Source organism: Streptomyces sp. NPDC091271, assembly GCF_044757505.1.
Taxonomy (GTDB): Bacteria; Actinomycetota; Actinomycetes; order Streptomycetales; family Streptomycetaceae; genus Streptomyces.
On the sequence record NZ_JBIVVD010000012.1, the window covers coordinates 71109 to 88833 of the forward strand.

General features: G+C 71.8%; 16 protein-coding genes. 5 read left to right on the forward strand and 11 right to left on the reverse strand.

Going from position 1 to position 17725, the window contains the following annotated elements; translation table 11 throughout:
• The first annotated feature begins 35 nt into the window (after positions 1-35).
• Positions 36-659 (forward strand): NAD(P)H:quinone oxidoreductase, encoded by a 624-nt coding sequence (gene wrbA, locus ACIQM3_RS36275; RefSeq protein WP_401632303.1) that lies wholly within the window; start codon positions 36-38, stop codon positions 657-659.
• Positions 660-670: 11 nt separating this feature from the next.
• Positions 671-2095 (forward strand): glutamate decarboxylase, encoded by a 1425-nt coding sequence (locus ACIQM3_RS36280; RefSeq protein WP_401632305.1) that lies wholly within the window; start codon positions 671-673, stop codon positions 2093-2095.
• Positions 2096-2101: 6 nt separating this feature from the next.
• Here the strand turns inward: ACIQM3_RS36280 and ACIQM3_RS36285 are convergent, their stop codons facing one another.
• The 5 genes from ACIQM3_RS36285 to ACIQM3_RS36305 form a co-directional block, all read right to left on the reverse strand.
• On the reverse strand, positions 2102-2908 hold the full coding sequence (locus ACIQM3_RS36285; protein ID WP_401632308.1) for an ABC transporter permease: 807 nt from the start codon (positions 2906-2908) through the stop codon (positions 2102-2104).
• Positions 2905-3867 (reverse strand): ATP-binding cassette domain-containing protein, encoded by a 963-nt coding sequence (locus ACIQM3_RS36290; protein ID WP_401632311.1) that lies wholly within the window; start codon positions 3865-3867, stop codon positions 2905-2907. The genes ACIQM3_RS36285 and ACIQM3_RS36290 overlap by 4 nt, the downstream gene beginning before the upstream one ends.
• 85 nt (positions 3868-3952) lie before the next feature.
• Positions 3953-4594: a PadR family transcriptional regulator gene (locus ACIQM3_RS36295; protein ID WP_401632313.1), complete on the reverse strand. Its 642-nt coding sequence runs from the start codon at positions 4592-4594 to the stop codon at positions 3953-3955.
• A 98-nt stretch (positions 4595-4692) separates the two neighbouring features.
• Entirely contained in the window at positions 4693-6150 is a 1458-nt protein-coding gene (locus tag ACIQM3_RS36300) for an aldehyde dehydrogenase family protein (RefSeq protein WP_401632315.1), read from the reverse strand.
• 54 nt (positions 6151-6204) lie between these two features.
• Complete coding sequence (locus ACIQM3_RS36305) at positions 6205-7089, reverse strand: helix-turn-helix domain-containing protein (protein ID WP_401632318.1); 885 nt, start codon at positions 7087-7089, stop codon at positions 6205-6207.
• 338 nt (positions 7090-7427) lie between these two features.
• Between ACIQM3_RS36305 and ACIQM3_RS36310 the strand changes: the two genes are divergently transcribed.
• Positions 7428-7964 carry an ATP-binding protein gene (locus ACIQM3_RS36310; protein WP_401632320.1) on the forward strand — a complete coding sequence of 179 codons (537 nt, stop codon included), beginning with the start codon at positions 7428-7430 and terminating at the stop codon, positions 7962-7964.
• 98 nt (positions 7965-8062) lie between these two features.
• Here the strand turns inward: ACIQM3_RS36310 and ACIQM3_RS36315 are convergent, their stop codons facing one another.
• Complete coding sequence (locus tag ACIQM3_RS36315) at positions 8063-8305, reverse strand: DUF397 domain-containing protein (RefSeq protein WP_033296523.1); 243 nt, start codon at positions 8303-8305, stop codon at positions 8063-8065.
• Positions 8306-8580: 275 nt separating this feature from the next.
• Here ACIQM3_RS36315 and ACIQM3_RS36320 point away from each other — a divergent pair, with 275 nt between their 5' ends.
• Complete coding sequence (locus ACIQM3_RS36320; RefSeq protein ID WP_401632323.1) at positions 8581-9066, forward strand: hypothetical protein; 486 nt, start codon at positions 8581-8583, stop codon at positions 9064-9066.
• A 9-nt stretch (positions 9067-9075) separates the two neighbouring features.
• On the opposite strand, the gene ACIQM3_RS36325 is transcribed toward ACIQM3_RS36320, so the two are convergent.
• From ACIQM3_RS36325 to ACIQM3_RS36335, 3 genes are all read right to left on the reverse strand, one after another.
• Positions 9076-11157: an FUSC family protein gene (locus ACIQM3_RS36325; protein WP_401632326.1), complete on the reverse strand. Its 2082-nt coding sequence runs from the start codon at positions 11155-11157 to the stop codon at positions 9076-9078.
• A gap of 53 nt (positions 11158-11210) precedes the next feature.
• The gene (locus ACIQM3_RS36330; protein ID WP_401632328.1) at positions 11211-12386 is read right to left on the reverse strand and encodes a DUF2786 domain-containing protein; all 1176 of its coding nucleotides are present in this window, start codon (positions 12384-12386) and stop codon (positions 11211-11213) included.
• 75 nt (positions 12387-12461) lie between these two features.
• Entirely contained in the window at positions 12462-13391 is a 930-nt protein-coding gene (locus ACIQM3_RS36335; RefSeq protein WP_401632330.1) for an NADP-dependent oxidoreductase, read from the reverse strand.
• A gap of 130 nt (positions 13392-13521) precedes the next feature.
• On the opposite strand from ACIQM3_RS36335, the gene ACIQM3_RS36340 reads away from it, so the two are divergent.
• Positions 13522-15228, forward strand: a complete 1707-nt coding sequence (locus tag ACIQM3_RS36340) for a bifunctional 3'-5' exonuclease/DNA polymerase (protein ID WP_401632332.1) — start codon at positions 13522-13524, stop codon at positions 15226-15228.
• A 97-nt stretch (positions 15229-15325) separates the two neighbouring features.
• On the opposite strand, the gene ACIQM3_RS36345 is transcribed toward ACIQM3_RS36340, so the two are convergent.
• Positions 15326-16150: a carbohydrate-binding protein gene (locus ACIQM3_RS36345; protein ID WP_401632335.1), complete on the reverse strand. Its 825-nt coding sequence runs from the start codon at positions 16148-16150 to the stop codon at positions 15326-15328.
• Between the two features lie 80 nt (positions 16151-16230).
• A complete protein-coding gene (locus tag ACIQM3_RS36350) occupies positions 16231-17598 on the reverse strand; it encodes an alpha-lytic protease prodomain-containing protein (protein WP_401632338.1) in 1368 nt (455 codons plus the stop codon).
• Between the last annotated feature and the right edge of the window lie 127 nt (positions 17599-17725).

Below are 17725 nucleotides of genomic sequence, written 5' to 3' on the forward strand. Positions count from 1 at the left end.
CCTCTCCCCCCTCTTCCATCTCCCGGAGGCCCCGCATGCCCACGCCCGTCAACGTCGCCGTCGTCTATTACTCCTCCACCGGCACCGTCTCCACGATCGCCAAGGCCATCGCGCGGGACGCCGAGAACGCCGGCGCACAGGTACGCCTGCGCAAGGCGGCCGAGCTGGCCCCTCAGGCGGCCATCAACGCCAATCCGGTCTGGGCCGAGCACGCCAAGGCGACGGCCGATATCGCCGAGGTCTCGCCGGACGACATGGTCTGGGCGGACGCGGTGATCTTCGGTACGCCCACCAGGTACGGCAATGTCACCGCCCAGCTCAAACAGTTCCTCGACACGCTGGGCGGCCTCTGGCAGGCGGGGCAGCTGGCCGACAAGGTCTACAGCGGTTTCACCGCCAGCAGCACCACGCACGGCGGCCAGGAGTCCACCCTCCTGGCGCTGTACAACACCGTCTACCACTTCGGCGGCATCCTGGTCCCGCCCGGCTACACGGACGCCACGAAGTTCGTCGACGGCAATCCGTACGGCACCTCCCATGTCTCGGGGCAGGGCGACATCCCGGTCGCCGAGCAGACCCTCACCGCCGCGCGGGTCCAGGCCGAACGCGTCGTGAAATTCACCCGGGCCATCAAGGCCGGACTCGCGGCCGAGAACTGAGGAGTCCGTCCATGCCGCTCCACAAGGGTTCGCACGGCGGGGCAGCTCCGTCCGACGAGCACCGCAGACTCGCTCTCAACCCGTTCTTCGGAGAGGCCGACCCGACCGCTCCGATGGTCGCGGCACCGCCTACGCACCGCCTCCCGGACGGCCCACTGCCTCCGTCGACCGCCTACCGGCTCGTCCACGACGAGCTGATGCTCGACGGGAACTCCCGGCTCAATCTCGCCACCTTCGTCACCACCTGGATGGAGCCCCAGGCCGGCGTGCTGATGGGCGAGTGCCGGGACAAGAACATGATCGACAAGGACGAGTACCCGCGCACGGCCGAGCTGGAGCGGCGATGCGTGGCGATGCTCGCCGACCTCTGGAACGCCCCCGACCCGGCGGCCACGGTGGGCTGCTCGACCACGGGCTCCAGCGAGGCCTGCATGCTGGCGGGGATGGCGCTGAAGCGCCGCTGGTCCGCCAGGAACTCCGACCGTTATCCGGCGTCCGCCCGGCCCAATCTGGTGATGGGCGTCAATGTGCAGGTCTGCTGGGAGAAGTTCTGCACGTTCTGGGAGGTGGAGCCCCGCCAGGTCCCGATGGACGGCGAGCGCTTCCATCTGGACCCGCAGGCGGCCGCCGAACTGTGCGACGAGAACACCATCGGCGTGGTCGGGATCCTCGGCTCCACCTTCGACGGTTCGTACGAGCCGATCGCGGAGCTGTGCGCGGCGCTGGACGACCTCCAGGAGCGCACCGGCCTCGACATCCCGGTCCATGTGGACGGGGCGTCAGGGGCGATGGTGGCCCCGTTCCTCGACCCGGACCTGGTGTGGGACTTCCGGCTCCCCAGGGTGTCCTCGATCAACACCTCGGGTCACAAGTACGGCCTGGTCTACCCGGGCGTGGGCTGGGCGCTGTGGCGTTCACCGTCCGAGCTGCCGGAGGAGCTGGTCTTCCGGGTCAACTACCTGGGCGGCGACATGCCGACCTTCGCGCTGAACTTCTCCCGGCCCGGCGCGCAGGTGGTCGCGCAGTACTACACGTTCCTGCGGCTGGGCCGGGAGGGTTACCGGGCCGTCCAGCAGGCGTCCAGGGACATCGCGGAGCGGCTCGCCGGTGAGTTCGAGTCCCTGGACGACTTCCGGCTTCTGACCCGGGGCGACGAACTCCCGGTGTTCGCCGTGACGACGAAGCCCGAAGTGAAGGCGTACGACGTCTTCGACGTGTCCAGGCGGCTGCGGGAGCGCGGCTGGCTGGTGCCCGCCTACACCTTCCCCGCCAACCGCCAGGACCTCTCCGTGCTGCGCGTGGTCTGCCGCAACGGCTTCTCCTCGGACCTCGCGGAGCTGCTGCTGGACGACCTGCGCGGGCTCCTGCCCGAACTACGCGCCCAGCCGCACCCGTTGAACCGCGCCCCGGGGGTGCAGACCGCGTTCCATCACTAGTGGCGGTCAGCGGCTGAGCCGCGCGAACCTCCTTACCGCAAGGGGAAAGAACACCGCGATCAGTGCCACCGGCCAGAGGACCGCGAGGAGTTCGGCGTGCTCGGCGGCCCAGGAGCCGGAGGCGCCGCCCGGGTTGCCGAACAGGCCGCGTACCGCTGTCGCCGTGGCCGACATGGGGTTCCACTCGACGACCGCGCCCAGCCAGCCCGGCATCGACTCCGGCGAGGCGAAGACGTTGGAGAGGAAACCCACCGGCCAGACCAGGATCTGCACGGCCTGCACCATCTCCGGCCTGCCCGCCACCATCGCGAGCTGGATGCCGATCCAGAGCATCGCGAAGCGCAGCAGGATCAGCAGTCCCAGCGCGGCCAGCGCGGCGGCCGTGCCGTTGTGCCAGCGCCAGCCGAGGGCGTACCCGACTCCGGTCATCACGGCGAGCGCGGCCACCGACTGGAGCATGTCGGCGGCGCTCCGCCCGACCAGGACCGCGCCCGAGACCATCGGCATGGAACGGAACCGGTCGATGACGCCCTTGTTCAGGTCCTGGGTGACCGCCAGCATCGTGCCTTCCAGGCCGAAGGCCATGGTGAGCGCGAGCATTCCGGGCACCAGGAATTCGGTGTTGTCCCCGTCGACCCCGCTGCCGCCTCCGACCAGGTAGTTGAACATCAGGAGCAGCATCACCGGGAAGACCAGGCCGACGGCCATCTGGACCGGCTGCCGCGCCCAGTGCGCCAGTTCACGCCGTGTCATCGTCCAGGAGTCGGCCAGTGCCCAGCCGATGCGTCCCGGCCCCGACGTCGCCGTACTCATGCGGCCACCTCCGTGTCCATGGGGGCGCGGGCCTCGCCGCCGGCGCCGGTGAGGGAGAGGAAGACCTCGTCCAGCGTGGGGCGGCGCACCGCGATGTCCTCCGCCTCGATGCCCGCCTCCTCGAGCGCCCGCACGGTCCGGGCCAGGGCCCGCATGCGGTCCGGGGCGGGTGCGCCGAGCAGCCGCCGGTCCTCGTCGACGGTCACCCCCTCGCCGAGCAGCGCGGCCGCCTCGGCCAGCCGGTCCGCGTCGCGGACGACGACGTCGACGCGGTCACCGCCGACCATCGCCTTCAGCCGGTCGGGCGTGCCCTCCGCGATGACCCTGCCGTCGTCGATCACCGAGATCCGGTCGGCCAGCTGGTCCGCCTCCTCCAGGTACTGCGTGGTCAGCAGGACGGTGGTGCCGCCGGCGGCCAGCGACCGTACGGCGCTCCACACCTCGGCCCGTCCCCGCGGGTCGAGTCCGGTCGTCGGCTCGTCCAGGAAGAGCACCTCCGGGTCGGTGATCAGGGACGCGGCCAGGTCGAGGCGGCGCCGCATGCCGCCGCTGTACTGCTTGACCGCCTTGCGCCCGGTGTCCGCGAGCCCGAACCGCTCCAGCAGTTCGTCGGCCCGCAGGCCCGACCGGCGTGCGCCCAGGTGGTACAGCCGGCCGAACATCTCCAGGTTCTGCCGGCCACCGAGCTCCTCGTCGACCGCCGCGTGCTGGCCGAGCAGCCCGATCCGCCGCCTGACCTCGGCCGCGTCGGACCGCACGTCGAACCCCACCACCTCCGCCCGGCCCTCGTCGTGGTGCAGCAGGGTCGTCAGCACACGTACGGCTGTGGTCTTCCCCGCCCCGTTGGGGCCGAGCATCCCGTGGACCGTCCCGCGGCGGACGGCGAGGTCGAGGCCGTCCAGGGCGCGCTTGACTCCGTACCGTTTGTGCACTCCTTCGACGACGATCGCGTCGCTCACGGTGCCCACCACCCCTCAACTCCATGTAGTCAAACTTGACTAGCAAAGCGAAGGTAAGCCCGCCGAAGCGATTCGTCAAACTTGATTAGTGGGAATCCCCAGGATCTGTGACACCTGTGGCGAAGGGGTTCTGCTGCCCCTCGGCGAGCACTCCGACAAAGGGTTCGCCCTCACCCGCGAAGGTGTACGCCCCCGTCTCGATCCGTGCGATCAGGCCACGGGTCCACTCGGCCCCCGCGTCCGCCGAGTGCACCCACATGTTCATGATCTCGCCGATGTGCCCGAGCGACTCCGGGCCGTCCTCCGGCGTGTAGTGCTCCGTGACCGCGGCCCGCCAGCCCTCGATGGCGGCGATGCGCTTCCTCAGGAGCTCCAGCGCCTCGGCCCGCTCCAGGTCGACGATGAAGCCGATGCCGGCAGAGAGCACGTCCACACTCTGGTCGTACGAGGTCAGCGAGGACCGCAGCAGCGTGAAGAACTCCTGGGTGCCGCGCCCGGTGATCTCGTACTCGGTGCGGGGCGGGCCGCCGGCCGTGGACGGGGCGATCTCGTGGGCGAGGAGCAGTCCCTGCTTCGCCATCTGCTTGAGTGCGTGGTAGATCGACCCGGGCTTGGCGTTGGACCACTCGTGGGCGCCCCAGTACTCCAGGTCGTTGCGCACCTGATAGCCGTGCGCGCGGCCGTGCTGGCGCACGGCCCCCAGGACCAGGAGACGGATCGCCGACATACCACCCACCCTTTGTAGTCAACTTTGACCAGGGTAGCCCGCCCTTTCGGGCCCATCAGGTCTGGCCCTGCCCTCGATCCGCACGGCGGAGAGGGGGATCAGAAGGGGAAGACCGTTCGCCCGTGCTGCACCGAGATCCACTTCCGGGTGGTGAACGCCTCCACGGCGGCCTCGCCGTTCAGCCGCCCCATGCCTGACCGCTTCTCGCCCCCGAAGGCGACCGCCGGATCGTCTTGCACGGTCGCGCCGTTCACATGGAACATTCCGCCCCTGATACGCCGGGCGAACCGCACCCCGCGCTCCGCGTCCGCCGTGTGGACGGCGCCGCTCAGCCCGTAGGGGCTGTCGTTGACGATGCGGACGGCGTCGTCCTCGCCGTCGAACGGCATCAGGAGCGCCACGGGCCCGGATATCTCCTGCTCCAGCAGCGGCGATCCCTCCGGCAGCCCGGTCAGCACGGTCGGCTCGACGAGGTTGCCGCGTGTGCGGCCCCGCACGAGCGCGGTGGCACCGGCCTCGATCGCCCCGTCGACCAGCGCGGTGAGCGCCTCGGCCTGGAAAGCGTCGACGACCGGCCCGATACGGGTGCCGGGGTCGCGCGGATCCCCTGAGACCAGGGCGGACACCGCAGAGGTGAACCGCCCTGTGAACTCCTCCTCCACGGACCGGTCCACCAGGATGCGGTTGGCGGCCATGCTGACCTGGCCCTGGAACAGGAAGCGGCTGTAGACGGCCGCCCGGACCGCGTGGTCGAGGTCGGCGTCCTCCAGCACGACCAGGGCACTATTGCCGCTCAGTTCGAGGATGGTCCGCTTGAACAGCCCGGCGGCGACGGCGGCGACATGGCGGCCGACCCGGTCCGAACCGCTGAACGAGATCACCTTGGGCACGGGGTGCTGGATGAAGGAGTCGCCGATCTCGGCGCTGTCGGTGATCAGGACGTTGAGGAGCCCCGGGGGCAGCCCCGCGTCCTCGAAGATCCGGGCGACGAGGCTCCCGCCGGCGATCGGGGCGTTCTGATGGGGCTTCACCACGACCGCGTTGCCGAGCGCGAGCGCGGGGGCGACGGTCTTCATCGTCACCAGGAATGGGAAATTGAAGGCACTGATCACACCGATGACCCCGACGGGCAGCCTGTAGACCCGGTTCTCCTTGCCGTCGGCGACCGAGGGCAGCAGCTGGGCCGACGGACGCGTCGCCTGTCCCGCCGCCTCGCGCAGGAACTCCTGCGCGGTCCGCACCTCGAATTCGGCCCTCGCCCGGGTGCCGCCGAGCTCATCGATGATCAGCTCGGTGATTTCGTCGCTGCGTTCCCCGACGAGCCGCACGGCCTTCTCCAGAACGGCCCGCCGCGCATAAGAACCGGCCACCGCCCATTCCCGCTGGGCGCGTTCGGCGGCCCGGTAAGCAACGTCGACCTCCGCCGCGGTGGCCACGGTGACGGAGCAGAGTTTCTCGCCGTTGTAGGGATTGAAATCAATGATGTCCCACGCACCGTTGCCGGTCAGCCACTCGCCGTCGATGTACTGGCGGGCCAGTTCACTGGGGAAGGACATGCAATCCCTTACTGCAGGCGCAGACTCCTGTCGGTCATTCATCGTACTGGCGAATCACGTCAGTTGAAGGAGTCCCCGGAGAAGATCCCGGCTCTCCTCCGGGCCCGGACTGTCCTCATGGAGCCGGACCATGGCCTTTTCGTACTGGGCGACTTCTTCGGCCTTGTCCAGATAGAGCGCACTTGTCAGCTGCTCCAGATAGACGATGTCCGACAGATCGGATTCCGGAAAACTCAGCATCGTGAATGCCCCGCTCTCGCCGGCATGGCCGCCGAAGCTGAAGGGCATCACCTGGAGAGTGATATTCGGCTGCTCCGACATATCGATCAGATGCCGCAATTGCGCACGCATCACCTCGCGCCCGCCGTAGGGACGGCGCAGCGCCGCCTCGTCGAGCACGGCGTGGAAGCGCGGGGCGCGTTCGGAGACCAGCGCCTTCTGCCGCGCGAGACGCAGCGCGACCCTGCGGTCGATCTCGGCCGCCGGGGCACCGGGCATGCCGCGCGCGACGACGGCATGGGCGTACCCCTCGGTCTGCAACAGCCCGTGGACGAACTGGACTTCGTAGATCCGGATGAGCGAGGCCGCCCCTTCCAGTCCGATATACGTCTGGAACCAGCCGGGCAGCACATCGCCGTAACTGTGCCACCAGCCCGCCACATTGGCCTCACGGGCCAGGCCGAGGAGCGAATCCCGCTCCGCCTCGTCCGTGACTCCGTACAGCGTGAGCAGGTCCTCGACGTCCCTGGCCTTGAAGCTCACCCGTCCCAACTCCATGCGGCTGATCTTCGATTCGGAGGCGCGGATGGAGTAGCCGGCCGCCTCACGGGTGATGCCCCGCGACTCGCGCAGGCGCCTGAGCTGTGAGCCCAGGAGGATGCGCCGCACCACAGAACCACTCGACTCGCCTGCCGACACCGGCTTCCCAGCCCTCCCCATCGCTTCCCGTGCTTCGGGGTCCCCCCGAACCCCGGAGGCGGATTCTGCCACCAAAACGCTTCACCCCGTACTCATTCGATTACAGAAATGGCAAGACTTTCCGAAAGCTTCAAAACTGTGAAGCGGAAGAAATGACTCGAACCGGCACGCTACCGGGCAGACCACGCGCGTGCACGTGCATCTGCCCTTGCATCTGCCGTGCGCATTCGGAACCATGGGCCCCGCGCACCTGCGTGCTCGTTCGTGTTGTGCCGCTGTACCCGCGGTGCCCGCTAGAAGCAGTGCCGCTACAGCCGCGAATCCCGGGAGTGCCTCGCATGGGGACGAATGGATCGACGATGCTCGAGCCGTTACGGCAGGGGCTTCCGCCCATCGACCCCTCGGCGGTCGCGGGCTCGGCCTCCTGCACGCTTCCGGCCCGGTACGAAGCGGTGGGCGGTGCACGGAGGTTCACCCGTACGACGCTGAACTCCTGGGACCTGGGCGACCGCTTCGACGATGTCGCCCTGGTCGTGTCCGAGCTGGTCACCAACGCGCTGCGGCACGCCCTTCCGGCCGATACGGCGCGGGAGCGGCAGGACTCCTCCGTGCGGCTGCATCTGATGCGCTGGTCCTCACGCCTGGTGTGCGCGGTGCGCGATCCCAGCGAGAAGGGGCCGGTCGCGGGCGAGGCGCCGGATTCGGCCGAGTCCGGCCGGGGCCTGTTCCTCGTCGAGTCGTTCAGCGACTGCTGGGGCTGGCACCCCTCACCCGTACCGGTCGGCGACACTCCGCCCGACGGAAGGTTCGGCAAGGTGGTCTGGGCCCTGTTCCGGCTGAAGGACCACACGACGGAGCGCCCCGCCCCGGTCGACGCGTTCCCCGACAGCCTGTAGCACGGCACACCCCGGGGACATACCGGCGTGCGCCCGGCCGGCGGCTCGCGGTGTCCGCGATCGCCCCGGTGTACGCCCGGCCGCGGCTTTCCGTGCGCTCAGCCGCCCGCGGCCAGGTGGTCGAACTCCCCGTCCTTGACGCCCAGCAGCAGCGCCTCGATCTCCGCCGGTGTATAGACCAGCGCGGGCCCGTCGGGGTGGCGCGAGTTCCGCATCGCCACATTTCCGCCGGGCAGTTTCGCGAACTCCACGCATGACCCCTGGGAGTTGCTGTGTCTGCTCTTCTGCCAGACGACCCCGCGAAGCTCTGTGGCCGCCATGCCGTTGTACACGTGGTGCACAGGACGCTCCCCGAGTTGCAAGGTGCAAGTGTCAACTAGCTCGGATCATAGCTGTGTTCATATGCCAATGCATGAGCAGATGCACGTGCACGGCGGGTGCGCGCTCGATTACAGTTTTACCCTGATCCGCCGACCCGTCCGTTCACCCGCCCCCACCTCTATGAGGAACAGACGAACGGCACGCCAATTCGGCTCCCACTTCCCCGAGTTGTTCTCTTCGCCCCTGGTAGCTTGGCGCGGTCTTCCGGCAGTGAATCCACAAGGGGTACTCACATATGGACAAGTTTCCGCGCTCCGGCGCTCTTGCCGCCGCCGCTCTCGTCACCGCACTCGCACTGTCCGCCTGCGGCAGTGACGAACCCGCGGCGGAGAAGGCCCCCGCCACCGGATCGAGCTCGGGGCGGACCGCGTCCCCCGGAGCCGGCAGCGAGGACGGCGGATCCAGGAGCGCGGACGCCGCGGCGCTGGAGGGCACCTGGACGGGCACGGCCGACGGCGGGCCCGTCACGCTGTCGGTCGCCTCGGGCAAGGTGGCGCTCGTGGCCGGCCGGCACGTCTGCCAGGGCGAGGTGAAGGACATGGGCGAGGTGATGCTCGCGCTGAAGTGCCTCGACGGGGACACCGACCGCACCATGGGGTCCGTCGAGTCCAATGACGGCAAGAAGCTGGTCATCTCCTGGGACGCCGGTGCCGAGGACACCCTGTCCAAGGCCGACACCTCCGAGCTGCCCACGGGCCTGCCGGAGATCCCCGCTCCCTGACGCCCCGCCTCAGGCCCGCCCGCTGCTGATCTCCAGCGCCCGCGAGAAGTCCTCCAGGGCACGGAGCAGCAGGGTGGCCCCGTTGCGTACGAAGGAGTCGGGCGGCGGCCCCTCGGCGGCGTCGCGGCGCGCCAGCGCCTCCCTGACCGGAGCCCAGTCCGGGACGCGGCGTTCCCTCACCGCCTTCGCGCCCTCCTCGGTGGCCCGGCGCAGCGCGTAGGCCAGCCCGGCGGCCTCGGGTACGGGGGTGGCGGAAGCGGCGGGCAGATGGGCCTCCATGAGCATCGCGACGCGGCCGAACTGCGCGAGCGCGTCCTGGGCGTCCGCGGCGGAGGTCCGGGAGATGCCCCGATGGCGTACGGGTTCGTGCTGGGCCGTCTCCAGCGCCTCCTGCCAGGCGACGCGGGCCTCCCGGGTGGTGAGGAGGGCGGTGCGCACCTCCTCCAGGGTCCTGGACGCGGGATCGGCGTACCGGTCGAGGACCGTGGCCGCGTACCTCCCGTCCGTGATCACCCAGGTGGCGAGCCGGTCGCGCAGCCGTGGGGTCTCCCAGGCCGGGTAGAGGGCGTACGCCACCATCGCGAGCAGACCGCCCAGGAGGGTCAGCACGACCCGCTCGGGCACCGTCTGGGACCAGTCGTCGCCCGCCATCCCGAGCAGGAAGACGACGTAGGCGGAGGCACAGACCTGGCCGACCGCGTATCCGGTGCGCATCAGCAGGTACATCAGCGCGGCGCAGACGACGGCGAGCCCGGCGGAGAGCTCCGCGTTCGGGTGCGCGAGCTGCACGATGCCGGTGGCGACGGCGACACCGAGCACGGTGCCCATGAAGCGGCCCACGGCCCGCGAGTACGTATGGGTGAACTCGGGGCGCATCACCATCACGGCGGTCATGGGCGCCCAGTAACCGTGTCCGAACGGCAGCGCCAGCCCGATGAGGTAGCCCGCCGCGGTCACCGCCGAGACCCGTTCCGCGTGACGCAGGACCGTCGAACCACGGCGCAGTTCGCGGCGCATGGAGCGGAGGACGACGGGGACCAGCTTCAGCAGAGTGGGCCGGCGGCGGTGCGAGACGAGGGGCTCCCCCGGCGTCCTGTCGTCCGTGCCGGTCCCCTCGGCGATCTCGATGACGTCGGCGAGCAGCGAGGTGAGCCGGTCGGCGGCCCTGCGGGGCGGGCCGGTGAGGATCACCTCCGTGTCGGGGGACTTCAGCACCGAGAGCGCCGTCTCGTCCAGCCGCACCGGGTCGCCCGTGCGTACCGCCCGGGCGGCGGAGTCGAGCAGGGATCCGGCGGCGCCGAGGATCTCCCACGCCCAGTAGCGTTCGGGGCCCTCGGCCGGGACCCCCAGGGCCGGGTCCGCCAGCGAGGCGAGGACCGGCCTCAGCCGTTCGGCGACCCCGCGCGCACCGTGCAGGTCGGCGGGGCGGCGACGGGCCTGGCGGGGGGTGACGGCGGCGGCGTTGCGCGCGGTCATCAGCGGTACGGGGTCGAAGGGCGCCACCGGGTCGTCCCGCAGCCTGCGGGCGTAGTCCGCCTCGCCGGCCAGGGCGTCGGCGAGCGCGTCGCGCTGGGCCCCCCATCTGCGCACCGGGAACAGCACGATCAGGGCCGCCTGGACGAGCCCCCCGAACGCCATCATCGCCGCGTGGGCGGCGGCGTCGGCGACGGAGGTGGGCAGGGTGATCGTGACCAGCATGATCGCGACGTTGGAGCCCGCGATGATGCCGCCCGTCGGGCCCGCCGCCCAGGCCAGCCCGGCGGTGAACGTCCAGAGGATCAGCAGGGCCAGGAACAGCAGGGTGTGGGAGACGGTGACGTAGCCGACGAACGTCGACACGGCCAGACTGGCTCCGGAGACCAGCGCGAGGACGGGCCGGGGGCGCCAGCTGCGCTGGAAGGTGGCGATGGCCGCCTGGTAGGCACCGAACGCGGAGCTGGCGGCGATCACCGGGCCGAAGAGCACCAGGCTCACCCCGACGACGAGCGCGAGACCCGCGGCGCCGCGCAACGCGATGAGCGGTTCGAGACGCCGCCGCTCGATCGTCAGCCCCGAGCGGGCGGTCTCCTTCAGCGCCCGGAGCCAGCTCATGGACCGAGCCTAGCCGGATGACGGACAACCCAGACTTATGCCGCTCCGCCGACCTAACGGCGGATTTCCGGCCCTCCTCCGCCCATCCGGGCCCGGTCGGCCGCGGCCGTGCCGTGGTTCCAGCCCTCCGCGTCGGTCGCCCCACGCAGCCGGGTGGTGGTGGTCCTCGGGAACATCTGCTCCGCCGTGTCGGTGACGGCGACGTCCCGGGCCGCCAGGACCGGCAGCAGGGCACCGGCGTCACCGTCGCGGCCTTCCGCGCCGGCCTCCGAGCCGGCCGCGGCGGTGACCCGCTCGGTGTCCGCCGCGAGCCGGCTGCCCAGGCGCTGGGCGTACGCCATCAGGAAGGACTGCCGGAAGGTCTTGGTCCGCTTGCGCCCGCCGGCCCGCTGTCCGGCCTCCGCCTTCGTCATCGCCGCGGTGCCCTGCACCAGCAAAGAGGTGAAGAGCAGTTCCACGGCCTCCAGGTCCGGCTCGAAGCCCACCACCGTGGTGAAGCCGAGATCGCTGTTCCAGACGGCACGGCAGCGGTTCGCCGAGGCGACGGAGTCGAGCAGGACGGCCTTGGCGCTCTCGTACGGGGCGTCGACCCCGATCCGGACGGCCCCCGGGGTGTCGGCGCTGTGCGTACGGGCGGCGAGGAGCGCCTCGTCGATGCTGTGCCGGGCCATCAGCTCCTGCGCCTTGGTGGTGAGCGCCTCGGCCTCCTCCGGGAAGCCGGTCGCCTCCGCCTTGGCGAGCAGCGCCCGGATCCTGGTGAGCATGCGCGGTTCCCCGTGCGCCGGCGGCCGGTGCGGGGCGTCGGCGGCCGTGCCGGGCACCGGCCCGACCGGCTCGACGACGGGGAGCCGCAGCAGCAGGCGGTACAGCTCCAGGAGCGCGGAGGCGTACGTGAAGCGGTCGGGCCGGTTGCGCGGCGCCGGGGCGGGCATGGCGGCGAGCTGGTCCGTCCAGCGCGGGGGCAGCCGGGCGTACCCCGCCGTCTCCCCCGTGATCAGGGCGGAGACGAGCGCGGCGCCGTCCTCGTCCAGCTCGCGGCGGACGGTCCGTACGACGTCGGCGGGCTGCCAGCCGCGCGTCCAGGCGCGGCGGACGAACTCCTGGCCACGTCGGTGCAGATCCTCGTCGGCGGACGGGTCGGCGGCGAGGAGGGAGGCGCCGGTGTCCAGGCCCGCGTCGCCGTCCGAATACAGGGCCGCGGCACACGCCCGGTCGATCACCGATTCCATCGGGCCAGCGTAACGACCTGGTCCGCGCGCCATCGTGCACCAGGTCGTGAGGGCTGTCCCGCGGGCGTCCGGGGCTCAGTGTTCCCCGGGAAGCAGGACGAGCTTGCCCCGCACGTGTCCGGCCTCGCTCAGTTCCTGGGCCCGCGCCGCCTCACCGAGCGCGAAGGTCCGCTCGACGGGGACCCGCAGAGCGCCGACCGCAGCCGCCCCCGCGTACTCCGCGAGCCGCCGGCCCTCGTCGGGACCGCTCCCGCCGCCCGCCGAGAAGGCCACCCCGTGGTGGGCCGCGTCCGGGTCCGCGATGGTGGCGATCCGGTCGGCCGTACCGCCGCGCAGCTCGACCGAGTCCGCCAGCGCGCCCCTTCCCGCCACGTCGAACACGGCGTCCACGCCCTGCGGAGCGGCCTCCCGTACCCGGTCCACGAGCCCTTCCCCGTACGCCACCGGGACCGCGCCGAGCACCCGCAGATAGTCGTGGTTGGCCGGTGAGGCCGTCCCGATGACAGTGGCACCCCGGGCGGCGGCCATCTGGACGGCGGCGGAACCGACCGCCCCGGAGGCCCCGTGCACCAGCAGGGTCTCGCCCGCGGAGACCGTGAGCTCGTCGAGCACCCGGGCGGCGGTCGCGGTCGCCACGGGCAGCGCCGCCGCCTCCGCCCAGCCCAGCCCCTCGGGCTTGGGCGCGACGGAGCCCACGTCGGCCAGGACGTACTCCGCGTACGCGCCGGTCGCGCTCCGGCCGAGGACCTCGTCGCCGACCGCGAACTCCGTGACACCGTCGCCGGTCTCGTCGACGACTCCGGCGAACTCGCTGCCGGGTGTGGCGGGCAGCGGGGTGGGGAACGCGGCCTCCATCCAGCCGTTGCGGATCTTGTAGTCGATCGGATTGACCCCGGCGGCCCTGACCGCCACCCGGATCTGCCCGGGTCCGGCGTGGACGTCCTCGACCCGGGCCGGACGCAGGACCTCGGGCCCGCCGAACTCCTCGTACACGATCGCTTCCATCACCGTCTCCTCCGCCGCCTGCCGTGGTCCCGGTGCGCCCCGCGCACCTCACTCCGATCCTCGCGGCAGTCGGGCGCGCCCGCCCGGTGAGCCGATGCCCGCTGTCAGTGCCGGGTGCAAGACTCGGCCCATGACCGAACGTTGGGCTCTGGCCACCGCGGAGGGGGCCGGCGCACTCCTCGCGCCGCTGACGCGCGACGGCCTGCCCGCCGGTCCCGTCCTGGCCGAGCCCGACCTCGCCGAGTCCGTCCGCTCCCGGCCCGAGGTGGCCCGCTGGGTCTGGCGTTCGACCGCCGGGATCTACCCCCGGCTGCTCGCCGCAGGCGTGCGGGTCGAGCGGTGCTACGACATCGAGTGCGCCGAGCTGCTGCTGCTCGGCCACGAGGGCCGGCTCGGGGAGCCCCGCTCCGCGGCGGCGGCCTGGGCCCGGCTGCGCCGTGCGCCGGTGCCGCCCGATCCGCCGCCCCGCTCGGCGGAGCCCGGCTCCCAGTCCTCCCTCTTCGAGCCGCGCTCCGGCACCGATCTGCCCTTCGAAGCGCTGCTCGAGGTCTATGCCGAGCAGCTGCGCCGCCATGAGGCGACGGAGCACCCCGGCAGGATGCGGCTGCTCACGGCCGCCGAGTCCGCGGGCATGCTGGTCGCCGCCGAGATGAACAGATCAGGACTCCCCTGGCGCGCCGATGTGCACCGCGAGGTGCTGGACGACCTGCTCGGCGAGCGTTACGCGGGCGGCGGCGAGCCCCGGAGACTGGCCGAGGCCGCGGAGGAGGTGTCGGCCGCCTTCGGCAGACGGGTGCGGCCCGACCTGCCGGCCGATGTCGTGAAGGCGTTCGCGCAGTCCGGGATCAAGATCAGGTCGACCCGGCGGTGGGAGCTGGAGGAGCTCGACCACCCGGCGGTGGAGCCGCTGATCCGCTACAAGAAGCTGTACCGCGTCTGGACGGCCCACGGCTGGAGCTGGCTCCAGGACTGGGTGCGCGAGGGCCGCTTCCGCCCCGAGTACCAGCCGGGAGGCACGGTCAGCGGGCGCTGGACGACCAACGGCGGCGGGGCGCTGCAGATCCCCAAGGTCATACGCCAGGCGGTCGTCGCCGACGAGGGCTGGCGGCTGGTCGTGGCGGACGCCGACCAGATGGAGCCCCGGGTGCTGGCCGCGATCTCCCGCGACCGGGGGCTGATGGAGGTGGCCGGACACGAGGGCGACCTCTACAAGGCCCTGTCCGACCGCGCGTTCCACGGCGACCGCGACCACGCCAAGATCGCGCTGCTGGGCGCGATCTACGGGCAGACCTCGGGCGACGGCCTGAAGAACCTGGCGGCGCTGCGGCGACGGTTCCCGCACGCCGTCGCCTACGTCGACGACGCGGCGAAGGCCGGCGAGGAGGGCCGCCTCGTCCGCACCTGGCTGGGGCGCACGAGCCCGCCCGCCGCCGGGGCGGGAGAGGACGAGGAGGCCGGCATCCCTCAGGAGAGCGAGGAACCGCCGGCCGGGGAGAGCAGCGGAACACACGGCTTCACCCCGGGCTACGCATCGCCGAATGCCAGGGCGCGGGGCCGCTTCACCCGCAACTTCGTGGTGCAGGGAAGCGCGGCGGACTGGGCGCTGCTGCTCCTGGCGGCGCTCCGGCAGAGGCTCACCGCCGCGGGGATGCGGGCGGAACTGGTGTTCTTCCAGCACGACGAGGTGATCGTGCACTGCCCCGCCGGGGAGGCGCCCGCGGTGGTGGAGGCGATCCGTGAGGCCGGGGAGCTGGCGGGCCGTGTCACGTTCGGGGAGACACCGGTGCGGTTCCCGTTCAGCACGGCGGTCGTCGAGCGCTATTCGGACGCGAAGTAGCGGCGTCGGAGCGACACCTGTGAAGGGCCGCCCCGGACGACGCCGGCCGGAAGCCCGGACCGGGGACGGAGTCCCGGCCCGGGCCTCTGCCGCGTGCCTACCCGCGCTCCCACAGCGCGGGGACCAGCGGCGGCTCCCATCCGACGATGGCCGAGTGTGCCTGGAGACAGCGGAAGGAGACTCCGTCGTAGGCCGCCCGGTCACCGGCCCGGTAGGAGGTCCCCGCCGTCCAGGTGCCGCCCGGCGGATCGGTGGGCGGATCGGTCGGGTCCGGCTGCTGGTCCACATCGAGCACGAAGTCGAAGGTGCCCTGCCGACCGGACCCCGCGGTGCGCACGTCCATCAGCAGCGCCGGGTCGTAGAGGGCGTCGGTGGCGTTGCGCGGCTCACCCGGGAAGTAGAGCTGGGTGGTCAGCACGGGGCGCCCCGGCGCCTGGGCCTTCACATGGATGTGCCGGGTGCGCCCGGGATACAGGCCCGCCACCACCGTGGTGAGCGTGAAGGCCCCGTTCGCGTCGGTGAACTGGTGCCCGCGGAAGGCGAACCCGCTCATGTCGTACGCCCCGCCGGCGTCCGCCTGCCAGAAGTCGAGGAGCACTCCCGGCAGCGGCTTGCAGGCCCTGCCGAACACATGACCGCGGACGGTGAGCGGAGTGCCGGAGGTGCCGGACGTCACCAGGCTGGTCCGGAGCGGGGAGTCGGGCTTGAAGTAGGGCCCCTCCATCTGCTCAGGGGTCGGATCGTCCCCGTCGGCGCAGGCCGGCGTGAGCGCCAGGAGGGCGCCGCCGGTGTCACGGGCCAGGGCGATGCCCCCGCCCGCGATCAGGGGCACGGCGCTCGCCGCGACGGCGGCCCGCAGGAGGTTCTTGCGGCTGATCGGGCGGCCGGGAGGGCCGGCCTCGGAGGATGAACTCTCGGTCATGGCTGCTTCCTCGGTGTACGGGGTTTCCTCGGACGCGTGTCCCGTGAGCCTCGGCTACGGGCTCGTGAGCGCGGAGGCCGTCAGATCCGCTGCCAGAGCGCGGGCACGTTCGGCGGCTGCCAGCCGGCCTGCGCCTTGTGGCCCTGCAGACAGCGGTAGCTCGCACCGCCGTACGTCACCACCGCACCGGCGGCGTACGTCGACCCCGCGGCCCAGGTGCCGCCCGGGTCGGTCGGCGGGTCGGTCGGATCGGTGGGCGGGTCGGTCGGCGTACCGCTGGTGACGAGGGTCAGTCCGTAGGCGGCGAGCGCCGGGTTGACCGGCTGGTAGTACGTCGTACCGCCCTGGGAGCAGTTTCCGGAGCCGCCGGAGGTGACGCCCTGTGCCTGGCTGCCCGAGATGAACGAGCCGCCGGAGTCACCGGGTTCGGCGCAGACACTGGTGCGGGTCACACCGGAGATGGTGCCCTCCGGGTAGGTGACGCTGCTGCCGTGCTGCTGGATCGTGCCGCAGTGCCAGCCCGTCGTGGAACCGGAGCGGCAGACCGAGGAGCCCACCACGGCCTGGGTGGATCCGGTGACGGTCACATCGCCGTTCCCGTATCCGTTCACCAGGGCGCGGGGCGTCCAGTTGGCGTTGGTGGCGACCCAGGCGTAGTCACGGCCGGGGAAGGTGGAGCCCTGGAAGGAGCCCTGGGCCTGCTGGCCGGCACCGGTGGTGGTGACGCCCGGCGTCCCGCAGTGCCCGGCGGTGACGAAGCCGTTCTGGGTGCCGCGCTTGACGGGGAAGCCTATGGAACAGCGGCCCGTGCCGTTCATGTAGTACGCGTCGCCGCCGCGCAGATCCGCGTAGGCGCGGGGCTGTTCGGCGGAGTGGTTCACCTGTACGAGATCGCGGGAGACCCCCGCCTCCGCCAGGAAGCCGTCCGCCGCCGACGTACGGCCGGCGTTGACGACCAGGCGGTTCGTACGGACGTCGACGTACCAGGACGGCACGTCCTTCGGTGCCTTCTCGAGCGCCACCGCGTCCAGCGCCGCCTTGGCGGATTCGAGGCGGTCCAGGCTGTGGCCGACGACCTCCGCACGGGCTCCCGCGGCGGTGATCCGGCCGACGTGGACGCGGTCGGTGGTGGCGACGACGAGGACGGCGGCCCCGTCGCTCAGCCGGGCTCCGGCGAAGTCCGCGCCGAGGGACTTCTCCAGCGCCGCCGCGACGGCGGCCGCCCGGTTCTCCTCCGCCAGCCGGGTCCTGGCCTCGTCGGCGTCGAGGCCGAGATCACGGCTCATGGCTTCGATCAGTCCCGGCGAGAGCCGGTCGGCGGCGGGCACGGCGCCACCCGCCTGGTCGGCCGAGGCGACACCGGTCAGACCGGCGAGGGCGAGCGCGCCCACCGCCACGGCGGCGGCTCCTGCGGCGAACGCGCGTCTGCGGAGCACGGTTGTCTCCACGTCACTCTCCTTGTGTTCGGGGGGCGTCGGGCTCCGGGGGAGCGGAGCCCGGGTGGCGAACTGCCGAAAACGTAGCCGCGCGCGGGCCCGGGACAGGAGATCCCGTCCGCCCCCTACCACCGCGTTA